10 protein-coding genes and 1 tRNA gene are annotated in these 12,576 nt (G+C 64.5%); 5 read left to right on the forward strand and 6 right to left on the reverse strand.

Annotated features, from left to right (window positions below):
• Positions 1–43: 43 nt before the first annotated feature.
• Both V1292_RS04370 and V1292_RS04375 read left to right on the forward strand, forming a co-directional pair.
• Positions 44–1,117, forward strand: a complete 1,074-nt coding sequence (locus V1292_RS04370; protein ID WP_334370552.1) for a phospholipase — start codon at positions 44–46, stop codon at positions 1,115–1,117.
• A 111-nt stretch (positions 1,118–1,228) separates the two neighbouring features.
• The gene (locus tag V1292_RS04375) at positions 1,229–1,435 is read left to right on the forward strand and encodes a hypothetical protein (RefSeq protein ID WP_334370553.1); all 207 of its coding nucleotides are present in this window, start codon (positions 1,229–1,231) and stop codon (positions 1,433–1,435) included.
• A gap of 81 nt (positions 1,436–1,516) precedes the next feature.
• Here V1292_RS04375 and V1292_RS04380 read toward each other — a convergent pair whose 3' ends face one another.
• The 3 genes from V1292_RS04380 to V1292_RS04390 form a co-directional block, all read right to left on the reverse strand.
• Positions 1,517–2,188, reverse strand: a complete 672-nt coding sequence (locus V1292_RS04380; RefSeq protein WP_334370555.1) for a DsbA family protein — start codon at positions 2,186–2,188, stop codon at positions 1,517–1,519.
• 30 nt (positions 2,189–2,218) lie between these two features.
• Positions 2,219–3,004, reverse strand: coding sequence for a sulfite exporter TauE/SafE family protein (locus V1292_RS04385; protein ID WP_334376936.1), 786 nt, complete (start codon positions 3,002–3,004; stop codon positions 2,219–2,221).
• Positions 3,005–3,103: 99 nt separating this feature from the next.
• A complete protein-coding gene (locus V1292_RS04390) occupies positions 3,104–3,580 on the reverse strand; it encodes a PaaI family thioesterase (protein WP_334370557.1) in 477 nt (158 codons plus the stop codon).
• A 144-nt stretch (positions 3,581–3,724) separates the two neighbouring features.
• Here V1292_RS04390 and V1292_RS04395 point away from each other — a divergent pair, with 144 nt between their 5' ends.
• The gene (locus tag V1292_RS04395) at positions 3,725–4,321 is read left to right on the forward strand and encodes a TetR/AcrR family transcriptional regulator (protein ID WP_334370559.1); all 597 of its coding nucleotides are present in this window, start codon (positions 3,725–3,727) and stop codon (positions 4,319–4,321) included.
• A gap of 41 nt (positions 4,322–4,362) precedes the next feature.
• Here the strand turns inward: V1292_RS04395 and V1292_RS04400 are convergent, their stop codons facing one another.
• Positions 4,363–4,845, reverse strand: coding sequence for a hypothetical protein (locus V1292_RS04400; protein WP_334370561.1), 483 nt, complete (start codon positions 4,843–4,845; stop codon positions 4,363–4,365).
• A 251-nt stretch (positions 4,846–5,096) separates the two neighbouring features.
• Here V1292_RS04400 and V1292_RS04405 point away from each other — a divergent pair, with 251 nt between their 5' ends.
• Positions 5,097–6,182, forward strand: coding sequence for an AbrB family transcriptional regulator (locus V1292_RS04405; protein WP_442895490.1), 1,086 nt, complete (start codon positions 5,097–5,099; stop codon positions 6,180–6,182).
• A 141-nt stretch (positions 6,183–6,323) separates the two neighbouring features.
• On the opposite strand, the gene V1292_RS04410 is transcribed toward V1292_RS04405, so the two are convergent.
• Entirely contained in the window at positions 6,324–6,884 is a 561-nt protein-coding gene (locus V1292_RS04410; RefSeq protein ID WP_334370563.1) for a disulfide bond formation protein B, read from the reverse strand.
• 155 nt (positions 6,885–7,039) lie between these two features.
• On the opposite strand from V1292_RS04410, the gene V1292_RS04415 reads away from it, so the two are divergent.
• Positions 7,040–7,124, forward strand: a tRNA-Leu gene (locus V1292_RS04415).
• Between the two features lie 373 nt (positions 7,125–7,497).
• Here the strand turns inward: V1292_RS04415 and V1292_RS04420 are convergent.
• Complete coding sequence (locus V1292_RS04420) at positions 7,498–12,327, reverse strand: NAD-glutamate dehydrogenase (protein ID WP_334370565.1); 4,830 nt, start codon at positions 12,325–12,327, stop codon at positions 7,498–7,500.
• Between the last annotated feature and the right edge of the window lie 249 nt (positions 12,328–12,576).

Consider the following 12,576-nt stretch of genomic DNA (forward strand, 5'->3'; position numbering starts at 1 on the left):
TCAAGACTTCACTAGAGGCTGCATTGAAATAGGGGATGGCGTGATGCGTGAGGCCGTGGTGGACGACATCGTGGCCGTGCTGCCGCCGCTGTTGCAATCGCTGGAAGCCCTCGGCTTTGTCGCGCGCTACCTGAACCCGCCCGATTTCGACCGCGTGATGGAGGCCGCAGGGCAGCCTGACGAGGCCCTGCGCGCGGTTCGCTCGAAGCTCGCAGAATGGCCGGCGGAGTTCGCAGATATCAAGACCTCCCTCGAAACGGCGAGCGATGCGGCACTCGCCGCGTTCGCTGCCCTGCGCGTCGTGCAAAATGGCAATGGCGATCTCGTCAGCGTGTTTCGCGCACTTCGCTACGCTCCGCGTGCGCAGGAAGCGCTATACGCGCTGGCGACAAAATTGCCGCCGGTGAGCGAGTTCTTCGTCGATCCGTCGCTGCGCGACGACGGCGATCTGGCGGCGCGGCTGGCGGCGCCAGCCAATCCAAGCGCCGGCGTCTTTCACGACCATAACGAGTTGGGCAGCCGCGGTGGCTTCTCGCTTTACGTGCCGGAATATTACACCCCCGACCGCGCGCTTCCGCTGGTGATGGCGCTGCATGGCGGCAGCGGCAATGGCCGCGGTTTTCTGTGGAGCTGGCTGCGCGATGCCCGTAGCCGCGGCGCGATCCTGGTCGCCCCGACCGCGACCGGCTCGACCTGGGCACTGATGGGCGACGACACCGACACGCCGAATTTGCTGCGCATCCTGGACGCCGTGCGCTCGCGCTGGAACGTCGATCCCAGTCGGATGCTGCTGACCGGGATGAGCGACGGCGGCACGTTCTGTTACGTCACGGGATTCGAGAGCGCCTCGCCCTTCACCCACCTCGCACCGGTCTCGGCAACGTTTCATCCGCTGATGGCAGAAATGGCCGATGCCGACAGGCTGCGTGGCCTGCCCGTTCACATCGTGCACGGGCGGCTCGACTGGATGTTTCCTGTGCAGGTGGCGCGGCAGACAGCCCAAGCGCTGTCGGCCGCAGGCGCCAACGTCATCTATCGCGAACTCGACGATCTCAGCCACACCTATCCGCGCGAGATGAATGCGGAGATCTTGCAATGGCTGAACGGCCAGGCCTGAGGGACGGCACCTTCCGCGGCGGCTCCCCGCCCGGCGCCGCCGAAGGTGCGATCGTAGATCGGGGAACCATCCCTCGTCCTCCGCGTTAGTGAGCGGTCACGGAGGTATCGCATGCGGACGTTTGTCGGAATGATTTTGGGCGCGCTGCTGCTGGTTTTCGGCGTCTATGTCTACGATTCCATGCGGACGTCGAGCGTCGCCAGCGGCCAGGTCGCGCAGGCCAACCGCACCCTCGTCAACTGGGATGTCGTGGCGGAGGACTGGAAGGCGCTGAAAACGCGCGCCCACGAGGATTGGGTCAGGATCTCGTCGCGATAATTGCTTGATAATTTCCGGGCGAGATCAATCGCAACATTCAAACGCCGTCGTCCCGAACGACGGCGTTTTGATGCGCGCGAGCTAATTGCTCTTCTTCGCCTTGCGCGCGTCGGCAATCACCATCTCGAATTCCGCCATGGTCAGGATGCCCGGCACCCGGAACTTGCCGACGATGAAGGACGGCGTCCCCTTGAATCCGAAGGCCACCGCCTGATCGTGGTTGCGGGCGAGAATGGTGTCGATCGCCTTCGCATTCGAGGTGAGGTCGCGGTTGAGGCGGTCCATATCGATGCCGGCGCCTGCCACCAGTTCGCGGATGCGCGGTTCGGTCAATTTCGAACTGACGCCGATCAACGCCTCGTGCGCCGGCAGGTACTTGTCCTGATACTTGGCGGCGAGCGCCACCCGCGCCGCATATTTCGAGACGTCGCCCAGAATCGGCCAGTCCTTCAGCACCAGGCGGACCTTGCCGTCGTCCTGCACGACCTGTTGGATCTCAGGCGCGATCTTGCGGCAGTAGGGGCAGTTGTAGTCGAACCATTCGACGATGTTGATGTCGCCATCGAGATTGCCGGTCGCGGGAGCGTCGGGGTCGCGGAGCACCAGGGCTTCGGTCAGGATGTCGTCGCCTTGCGCGAACGCCGGACGCGACATGCCCGCGCCGAACAGGGCCACGCCCGCGCCGAGCAAGCCAAGCGCTTCGCGCCGCGTCGGGCCTGGGATCGTCCCGGCCGGATTATTCAATCGCTTCATCTGGGTCTCGCCAAGGGCTGCATTTCCTGTCTACGGCTGAGGTAGGGATATGTTACGCGCCAGCATATAGAGCGCCACGGCAATAATGACCACGGCGAACACGATGTTGAGCGCGCCGCGGCGCTCGGCGAGGTGCCGCGCCGAACGCGTGCCGGCCAATCCGCCGGCGAGGCCGCCCGCTACGAACAACCCCGCCAATGCCCATGAGACCAGCCCGGACCAGGCATAGCTGGCGGCCGTGGTCAGGCCGAACGCGGTAACCGCGACCAGCGAGGAGGAGACCGCGTTCATGATCGGCATACCGGTCGCCAGCATCAGGGCCGGCACGATCAGGAATCCGCCGCCGATGCCGAAGAATCCCGACACCGTTCCGGTGGCGAGGCCGAGGCCGACGATAGCCGGCATGTTCGCCATCGAGACCTTGACGTCAGGCAGGCCGATCCGCGAGCGCGTCTTCAGCATCAGCAGCGCGATGACGATCATCACCAGCGCGAATAGCGCCAATAGCCGCTGACCGTCCATCATCTTGCCGAGGATCGAGCCACCGAAGGCGCCGGCCATGCCGGCCGCGGCGAAGATCAGCGCGCAGGACCAGATCACGGTGCCGCCGCGTGCATGGTTGGACAGGTTGAGCGCGGCGTTGGCGGCCACCGCAATCGCACTGGTGCCGATCGCGACATGAGGCTCCGCCACGCCGACCACATAGACCATCAGCGGCACCGCCAGGATCGAGCCGCCGCCGCCGACCAGGCCAAGCGAGAACCCAACCAGCATCCCCGACGCTAGTCCCAGCACGCCTTGCGCGGTGGAGATGATCAAGTTGAAAGACTCAGTTGCACGGCGCGACCATAGAAGGATTTTCTGCAGATCGCCATGGCCGCAGCACAAAGCTGCACTGCAATACACATCAGCCGATCAGGCTGCGACATGCCCCCTCTCTGGCGATGCGCCCTCGCGGCCGGTCAGCGCCATCAGTGTGCCGGTCATGGTCGCGATCAACGTCTCCTTGCCGTCATGCGCCGCATAGGCGCGGGCCTCGCATACCGTCAGCGTGCGGCCGGGCTTGACGACGTTGGCGCGAAACGCGAACCGCTCGCCGCGCGCCGGCGCCAGCAAGTTGGTCTTGAATTCCACGGTGAGAATCCCCGCACCCGGCGGCATCAGCGTGAAGGCGGCGACGCCGCAGGCATTGTCGAGCGCCGCCGTGATGATCCCGGCGTGGATGAAGCCGTGCTGCTGGGTGAGGTCGGCGGAATATTCCATCGCGAGATCGACCTCGCCCGGCTCCAGCCGCGCGATCGAAATACCGAGCGTCTTCATGGCGCGCTGCTGCTCGAACATGGCGGTCGCGACCGCACGATAATCCGTGTTCTTCGGCTCGAAGCGCGGCATGGGTCACGCCATTGCCGGTTCGAGATGCCGTATTGTCAGTTCCATCACTTGCTCCGGCTCTTTTGTCTCTTGATACGGTAGCGTATCAGGCCCTCTCCAGGTTAGCAATACGGTACCGTATCGACACTCGGCGAGACCGCACCAATGAGCGACGCCAAAGGAGAGCCGCGAACCGGAGAGGCACGCGCCGGCGAGGTTCGCCACGAGAGCTGGATCGCGGCCGGCTTTGAGGAAATCGCCCGGACCGGCGTCGAGGGTGTACGGGTCGAGGTGCTGGCCAAGAATCTCGGCGTCACCAAGGGCGGCTTTTACCGCCGCTTCCGCGACCGAGCGGCGCTGCTGGACGCCATGCTGCAGCACTGGAGCGCGGGCCGCGTCGCCGCAATCGAGAAACAGACCAGCCTCGACGGCGCGACCGCGCGCGAGCGGCTGAAGGCGCTGATCGCGCTCTATTCCGAGCGCATGAACACCGAGGCCATGGCGGTCGAACTGGCGATCCGGCAATGGGCCCGCTCCGACGAACTGGCGGCCAATGCGGTGGCGAGCGTCGACGCCGCGCGGCTGAAGAATGTCGGGCATCTCTATCGCGCGACGGGACTGGCGGCCGAGGAGGCCGACGCGCAGGCCTTCCTGTTCTACTGCTTCGTGTTCGGGCAGAGCTTGCTGTTTCTCGAACGCGGCCAGCGCAAGCGCGCGCAACTGGTGGCGAAGTCAGCCGAAACATTGCTCCGCGAAACATAGGCGCGGCCGAAACCTCCGGCCGCGCCTGTATCGATTGCTGCCTAGGCCGAGCCCTTCAGCTTCTTGTTGCATTCGCTGTAATAGCCGCCGCCCTTCTGGATCCACTTCATCCCGCCATTGGCGTTGCTGGCCTTGTTGGCGTTGTATTGATCGAGGCAGGTGTGGAAGCGCTGCTTCGTCGCCGTCTCCTTCGAATATTTTGCGTCGACTGCGCTCGGAAAAGTCGCGGGGCCGGATGGCGCCGCCGGCGCAGCCGCAGGTGCGGCTTCCTTCTTGGCAGCCGTCTTCTCTTCCTTCGGCGCGGCGGCCGGAGCCGCAGCGGCGGCAGCGGGCGCGGCGTCGGCTCCGCACTGGGCTTTCCGGAAGTCGTTCCACTTCTGGCCGCCGAGCGTGCCGGCGGCCTTCGCGGCCTGGTATTTGGCGCTGCATTCCTGCGCCGTCAGGGCATTCGCCTGCGACGTCATCGCAAACGCAGCCAACGCCGACAGCGCACACGCGCCCAGTATTTTTGCTTGAATAGTCATCCCTGGTCTCCTTAGGGCAGTAGTCATCTGCGGCGACCATCCTAGCGCAACCACAGCTTGCGACAACGCATCGGCCCACCGCTGTAGTAAAAATTTTCTGGCGGCGAACAGGCGCGATCCGCCGTCGCATTCAGCCCGCGTTCAGCCAAGGCTACGGGACGTTTGTGCAGGCATTGTGCAGACGCTACCCATGCATTGCTGCAATCGCGTGACGCATTTGTCCGGTGCAAGCGGATTTGCCATAAGGCGGCGTGAGCCTGATCCCCGCCTCGATATCCTCCGCTATGTCCGACCGCGCCAAGATTCTCGGCACGCTCGAGACGCTCGTCATCGGTGCCGCCGGCGGCCTCTTGTTTCTGTGGCTCAACCTGCCGGGCGGGTTGATTTCCGGCGCGATGGCCGCGGTGGGCATCGCCGCGCTGGCGGGGCGGCCGGTCACCATGCCGGCGATCCTGACGCAGAGCGTTTTGGTGCTGCTCGGCATCACGCTGGGCTCGCTGGTGTCGCGGCAACTGATCCAGCACATGAGTGCCTATCCCCTGACCATCGGCCTGTTGGCGCTGGCGACGTTCTGCTCGACCTTCGGCTCGAGCTTCTATCTGCAGCGCATGCACGGCTGGGACCAGACCTCGGCGCTGCTGGCAGGAAGTCCCGGCGCGCTGTCGCAGATCACCATGCTCGCCGCTGAGAAGGGCGCCGATGTCGCGGCAATCGCGGTGGTGCAGACCATGCGCGTTATCATCCTGACCGCCGCCCTGCCGCTGCTGCTGGCTTTGACCGGCATTGCGTCGAGTACGCCGACGGAAGTGGCGAGCCTCATTGCTTCGCCGCTCGAGCTCGCCGTGCTGGCGGCCGCGGCCATCGCCGTCGCACTGCTCTTGCGGCTCGCCAAATTTCCGGCGAGCTGGATGTTCGGCGCGATGATCGCTTCCGCCGCGCTGCACGGCACCGGCCTCATCGACGGCGGCCTGCCGCCCTGGATGCGCGGCGTGGCGCTGGTCGGCATCGGCGCCGTGATCGGCACGCGCTTTGCGCGCATCAGCAAGTCGACGCTGCTCAGCCACATCAATGCCGGGCTCGGCTCGTTTGCGGTCGCGATTCTCATCTCCGCCATTTTCGTCACGGTGATCATGCTGGCCACCGATGTGCGCTTCGCCGACGTCGTCGTCGCGTTTGCACCAGGCGCGATGGATGCCATGCTGGCGCTGGCGCTCACGCTGCATATCGATCCGATCTTCGTCGGCGCCCATCATCTGTCGCGCTTTGTGTTCGTCTCGATCACGACGCCCGGCATCGTGCATCTGTTCGGCCGCCCACAGGAGGACGTGGACGATTAGACGAAGTCGATTTTTGCGGGCTATCACTCGTCGTCCCTGCGCGGGGAAGTCTCGTAGGGTGGGCAAAGCGCAAGCGTGCCCACCATCACTTGCACCGGACATTGGATTAGTGAGCACGGCGCTATCGCGCCTTTGCCCACCCTACGAGGCTGCCCGCTTGGCCGACACGATGCCCCACATGGCGATCGCCGCCATCGCCAGCGAGATCAGCACGTTGTAGCCGGCAAGCGAGAGCCCGAGGAAGCGCCACTGCACCTCGTCGCAGCGGATCACCTTCACCGTGTCGAGACGCTGCAGCAGCGTGCCGGCGCTGCCGAGATCGGCCAGCGGGCCGGAGCAATCGGTCGGGCCCTGCCAGAATTGCCATTCGACGCCGGCGTGATAGCCGCCGAGCCAGGCATTGGCGAGCGCAGCGAGCAGAAGCACCGCAAACCCGGCCAGCGCTACCTGCCGCGGCGCCCCGCGCGAAGCGGCAAAGGCGACCAGGAGGCCGAGCGGGACCGCCAGATAATAGGCGTAGCGCTGTTCGAGGCAGAGCGGACAGGGGCGGATATCCAGCACAAGCTGGAAGAACCAAGCGCCTGCCAGCGTCGCCGCGGCGACGACCGCGATCGCCAGCGCCGCAACGACGATCGGATCGGCGGGACGGCGCGCGTGCGACGGATGGAGGGCATCTGACGTCACGGATGTTCTCCGGAGCATGGGTCCATGCTCAAAAATAGGCATCAGCCTCCTATCCCGCCACTGCAAAGGTGTCGAGACAGGCCACAATCACTTCCGCGCGGGTTGACCCGGAAGCGCCGCCCGCTATATTCCGCCGGCTTCGCCGCACCGGCCTCCCGGCCTCGCGTCCGAAGGCCCCTGTGGCGGAACTGGTAGACGCGCTCGACTCAAAATCGAGTTCCGCAAGGAGTGCTGGTTCGATTCCGGCCAGGGGCACCATTCAATGCCAACGATCGCCGGTTACCCGCGAGATTCCCGCCACGACGTCAGGCCGGTTCTTTTCTAGCCAGGCCACAGCCTCCGAGCCGTCGACAATACACTCGAATGTTTCCCAGGTTGGGTCCTCCAGGGATTCTAGCTGCAGCCGCTTTGCCGCGTACTCGACTAGGTCATGCACGCGTTCGTATCCTCGTCGGTACTCCATAGATTCCGCGATCGCCGTGCTGGCCCACCCTCGTCGGGCCAAATCGATAATGCGTGGAGCATCGGCCTCGCTGAACCATGGTGTGGCATCGAACTCGATACACAGGATATTATCGGCGGTATGGCAAGTAGCGTGGATCATTGAGTCCCTTTCTGTCGTGCGTGCCCATCAGCCCTTGACCAGGTCCCCCAGCAAATTGGCTGTCACCATCAGCTTGGCAAGCGTCAGGCCGCTGGCCGCGATCTCCTCGACCAAGCGGCGGATGCGTGTCGCTTCAGGATGAGCAGCGAGCCAGTTGGCAACGGCCTGCTGGCCGGACTCGCTGGTTGCCAGCATGTTGGCGACCAGTGTTCTTTCCGCGGCCGCGATCTGGTCAACGGCGCGATCGATGGCGAGACGTTCGTAATTATCGTTCGCGGGCACGCTACGCGCGGCAGCGATGATGCGATTGAGGCTGAAATCGGCCTCGGCAGCGAAAAAGGTCGTGGCGGCGTCACCGATGGCCCGGTTGGTGCGCTCCGCAACGGTTACGATATCCGGTGCCGAAACCAGGGCATCGAGATTAGCGAGCTCGGCGGCAAGGTCGGCCGGCACGCCGGCATCGATCAGGTCCTGCCGCCGCCTGGTGCGCCCGCTTCGCAAGTCCTCCGGCAGGCTCTTGTCGAGCCCGGCGGCAATCTGCCGGATTCCGGGGCCGAAGCGTGCGATCACGGCATCGAGGCCCGCCTTGAAATCGACATTGCGCACATACCAGACCATGCGGGAGAGCAGGAGATCCTGAATCGCCGCGTAGAGGGTAAGTTGCAATTGCCCGTCGATGCGGGTGTCGAGCGCGTCTATCGCGGCATTCAGCCGCTTGAGCCCGTAGCATTCATCCACCGCGACATAGGCCATGACAATCGTCGGGATATCGGCATCGGTCTCGTCGATCAGGCGCACGACAGAGGCCGGGCCGCCGCGGTTGATCACGGCATTGGCGAGATTGGTCGCGATGATCTCCCGCCGCAGCCGATGCAACTGCACCGCTGTCGGGAATTTGTCTTGAACCTCGCGCGGAAAATACTGGGACAGCTCGCGGGCAAGATAAGGATCGTCGGGTACGCCGGTGACGAGCAGGTCATCGTAGAGCGTCAGCTTGGCGTAAGCGAGCAACACGGCAAGTTCAGGCCGCGTCAGAAGCGCACCGCGCCTCGTGCGTTCGGCGATCGCGGCATCATCGGGCAAGAATTCAACAGCGCGGTTAAGCAGGCCGCGCTGCTCAAGCGATTGCATCAAGCGGGTGAGGAAGCCGATCTCGGCCAGGCCCCTACGTTCGGCGAGGGAGAGCGTCAGCGTCTGCAGATAGTTGTTGCGCAGTACCAGCGTGCCGACCTCCTCGGTCATCGCGGCGAGCAGGCTATTGCGGTCGGCAGGGGTGAGGCGTCCCTCGCGCTCGGGGCGAGCCAACGCGATCTTGATGTTGACCTCGACGTCGGACGTGTTCACGCCGGCCGAATTGTCGATCGCGTCGGTGTTGAGCTTCACGCCCTTCTGCGCCGCTTCAATGCGGCCGCGCTGGGTGACCCCGAGATTGGCGCCTTCGCCGATCACCCGGGCACGGACATCCGCGCCCGCGATGCGGATTGGATCGTTGGCGCGATCGCCGACATGATCGTCGCTTTCGCCCGACGCGCGGATATAGGTGCCGATGCCGCCAAACCACAGAAGGTCCGCGCGCGCTCTCAGGATCGCGGTCATCACCTCGAAAGGCGTCGCTTGCGGCCTGTCGAGATCGAGAAGGATCCGCAGTTCCGGTGTGAGCGGGATCGCCTTGAGCGAGCGCGAGAACACGCCGCCGCCTGGCGAGATCAGCGACTTGTTGTAGTCCTGCCAACTCGAGCGCGGCAGGTCGAACAGGCGCTTGCGCTCGGCGAAGCTGCTCGCCGGGTCGGGCGCAGGATCGATGAAAATGTCGCGGTGATCGAAAGCCGCCACCAGCTTTGTCGCCGGCGACAGCAGCATGCCGTTGCCGAAGACATCGCCGGACATGTCGCCCACGCCGACCGCGGTGAAGGGCGTGGTTTGAATGTCAGTGCCGAGCTCGCGGAAGTGACGCTTGACCGCCTCCCAGGCTCCTCGCGCCGTGATCCCCATCTTCTTGTGGTCATAGCCCTGGCTGCCGCCGGAGGCGAAGGCATCGCCGAGCCAATGGTTCTTCTCAGCCGAGATCGCATTGGCGATGTCGGAGAAGGTAGCCGTGCCCTTGTCGGCGGCGACGACGAGGTAGGGGTCGTCGCCGTCGTGGCGCAGGGTGGAGTCCGGTGGCACGATGATGTCGCCGTCGAAGTTGTCGGTGAGCTCGAGCAGCGTGCGAACGAAGATGCGATAGGCTTCGGTGCCCTCGGCCAGCCAGGCCTCGCGATTGGACGGCGGCGGCAGTCGCTTGGGTACGAAACCGCCTTTGGCGCCGACGGGAACGATTACGGCGTTCTTGACCTGCTGGGCCTTGACCAGACCGAGGATCTCCGTGCGGAAATCCTGCGGCCGGTCGGACCAGCGCAAGCCACCGCGCGCCACCTTGCCGAAGCGCAGATGAATGCCTTCGACACGGGGCGAATAGACGAAAATCTCGTAGAGCGGTCGCGGAGCCGGCAGGTCCTCGATCCTGCGCGCGTCGAACTTGAAGGAGATCACCGGACGCGGATGTCCGTCCTCGCCGACCTGCCACAGGTTGGTGCGGATGGTTGCCTGCACCAGATTGGTGAACCGGCGCAGGATGCGGTCTTCATCGAGTGAGGCGACAGATTTGAGCTGCTCCTCGATCTCGGCAAGCAGGGCGCGCTCGCGCGCCGAACGTTCGGCGTCGGTGGCGGCGAGGCGTGGATCGAGGCGGGCCTGGAACAGCGCGACGAGGTTGGCGGTGATCGCGGCGTTCTTGCGCAGGGTTTCCCACATGTAGTCCTGGGTGAACGGCGCGCGGATCTGGTGCAGGTAGCGGGACAACGCGCGGATGGCCGAGACTTCCCTCCAACCCAGAGCCGTGCGCAGGATTAGCGCGTTATAGCCGTCGGACTCGGCGCGGTCGCGCACCACCGCCATCATCGAGGCTTCCAGGCGATGGCTGAATTCCGGGCTGATCTCGATCGGCTGGCCGTCGCTGGTCTCGATCGTCATATCGTGCAGCCATACCGGCGCCGGCCGGGCGACGGGCACGATCTGATAAGTCCGTTCGTTGACTACGCGCAGGCCGTGATTCTCGATCACCGGCACGCGGTAGGACAGTGACAGCGGTACGGCGTCGGAGAAGACCTTGAGGCCGAAGCGCCTGGGATCGTCATGGCCCTCGTCGCGGTGAACCGAAATCGCCACCGGGCGCGCTGTCGTGAGCTTTTCGATGGTGGCGATGTCGGCGATCGCTCGTTCCGCGCTGAAAACCTCTGTGTAGCCGCCGGCGAAGGCCCGGGCATAGCGGTTGGCGAGCATGCGTGCGCGCATGCCATCGGTAGACGCGTTAAGCGCGACCTTGAGCTTGTCGGCCCAGGTCGCAGCAATCGCGCTGATCCCGGCTTCGAGTGTCGCGCGCTCGACGACGGGCGTTTTGCCTTCATAGCGCCCGATGATGTAATGGACGCGCGCAAGTGATCCTTCGGGGAAAGACACGTAGGAGGCCGCCAGCCGTCCCTCATAGGCGTGCGATAGGAAGTTGGCGACGCGCGTGCGCACGTCGGTGTCGTACTTCTCGCGCGGAATGAAGGCGAGGATGGAGACGAAGCGATCGAACTTGTCCACTCGGGACAGCGCCCGGACGCGGGGACGCTCATAGAGGATCAGGATCTCCATGACGAAATTGTAGAGCGTGTCGACGTCGACCTGGAATAGTTCGTCACGCGGATATTCTTCGAGAATATGCATGAGCGCCTTGCCCGAATGGCTGTTCGGGTCGAAACCCGCGCGCTGCAGGACTCGCTCCACCTTATGGCGGACATAAGGGATCTGCCGTGCCGACCGCGTGTAGGCGCCCGAGGTGAACAGGCCGACGAGCCGCAATTCGCCTTCGAGGCGGCCATCGGGCGTGTAGAGCTTGATGCCCACATAGTCCATCCGGATGCGGCGATGAACGCGGCTGGAGACATTGGCCTTGATCACGATGAGCAGTGTCGGCTCGCGCATGAACTCGCGAATTTCCGCCGTCATCACCACCATTTCGGTACCGCGGCGCAGGACCTTCACATCGGGATCTCGCAAGATGCCGAAGCCTTCGCCGGTCGAGACGTCGTCGGACGCATCAGCTTCTGGCGCGATGCGATATTCGCGCAGGCCCAGAAAGGTGAAATTGTCCGCGCACAGCCATTGCAGGAACTGGCTGGCTTCGGCGACCTCATCGATCGGCAGCGGCGGCGGATTGGAAGAGAAGGTCCTGATCGCCTCCTCGATGCGGGCGCGCATGGGTTTCCAGTCGGTGACGCAGGCGCGGACGTCGTTCAACGTCCTGGTCAGGCCGTCGATCAGCCTCTGGCGGTCGGCCTCGGCGTCCAGGCGGGTGATGTGGAGATGTATCAGGCTTTCGCGCGCGCCTCTTGCTCCATCCGGCAGTGCGTCGCCATGGAAGCGCATGAGCTGGCCTTGCTCGTCGCGCTCCACGGCGATGATCGGGTGAGCAACCAGGGCGACCTCGATGCCCTGCTCGGCGAGCTCCGCCAGCGTGGAATCGAACAGGAAGGGCATGTTGTCGTTGAGAACTTCGAGCACGGAGATCTCGCGGCGATCCGGCATCATCGGATTGACGACGCGGATATCGGCGCGACCCGCCGTGCGCCGCTGCACATGTTGCCAGGCCTGCTCGGCCAGGAAGGCCAGCGAGGTGGCGTCGTAGCCGGCGAGATCCTCGCTATTGGTGTGGCCGAACAGCAGCTCGGCAAACATCCGGGGGGTCTTGCCCAGTTGCACGCTTCCCGCTGCATCGCGGATCAGGGTCGCCCGGGCCTTGTCGTCGCGCCACGCTTCCATGACCTCCTCCATTTCTCGCAACGGCCGACCGCAATCGCGATCATCAGCTTGATTCTGGAGTGCATCCCTTCGAGGGCGGTTGTCCGCGATCCCACGGCGGGAAATCTCCGGTCTCGTATCTTTGATATTACCACCCCCGAGCGGCCAAGGCGCGCGAAGTCGTGGCGCGCATGCCGAAATGCACTCGACCGGGTCGCTAAAAATCTAAAGCAATTTCAATTACATATATGTCGCTAATTTAGTCTGCATGGCGCACCACGC

Origin of the sequence: Bradyrhizobium sp. AZCC 1719 (assembly GCF_036924525.1) — a bacterium.
Taxonomy (GTDB): domain Bacteria; phylum Pseudomonadota; class Alphaproteobacteria; order Rhizobiales; family Xanthobacteraceae; genus Bradyrhizobium.

Coding starts and splice junctions, on each gene's coding strand:
- V1292_RS04375 (WP_334370553.1), top strand. CDS start 1,229: ATGCGGACGTTTGTCGGAATGATTTTGGGCGCGCTGCTGCTGGTTTTC.
- V1292_RS04410 (WP_334370563.1), bottom strand. CDS start 6,884: ATGCTCCGGAGAACATCCGTGACGTCAGATGCCCTCCATCCGTCGCAC.
- V1292_RS04370 (WP_334370552.1), top strand. CDS start 44: ATGCGTGAGGCCGTGGTGGACGACATCGTGGCCGTGCTGCCGCCGCTG.
- V1292_RS04395 (WP_334370559.1), top strand. CDS start 3,725: ATGAGCGACGCCAAAGGAGAGCCGCGAACCGGAGAGGCACGCGCCGGC.
- V1292_RS04420 (WP_334370565.1), bottom strand. CDS start 12,327: ATGGAGGAGGTCATGGAAGCGTGGCGCGACGACAAGGCCCGGGCGACC.
- V1292_RS04380 (WP_334370555.1), bottom strand. CDS start 2,188: ATGAAGCGATTGAATAATCCGGCCGGGACGATCCCAGGCCCGACGCGG.
- V1292_RS04390 (WP_334370557.1), bottom strand. CDS start 3,580: ATGCCGCGCTTCGAGCCGAAGAACACGGATTATCGTGCGGTCGCGACC.
- V1292_RS04400 (WP_334370561.1), bottom strand. CDS start 4,845: ATGACTATTCAAGCAAAAATACTGGGCGCGTGTGCGCTGTCGGCGTTG.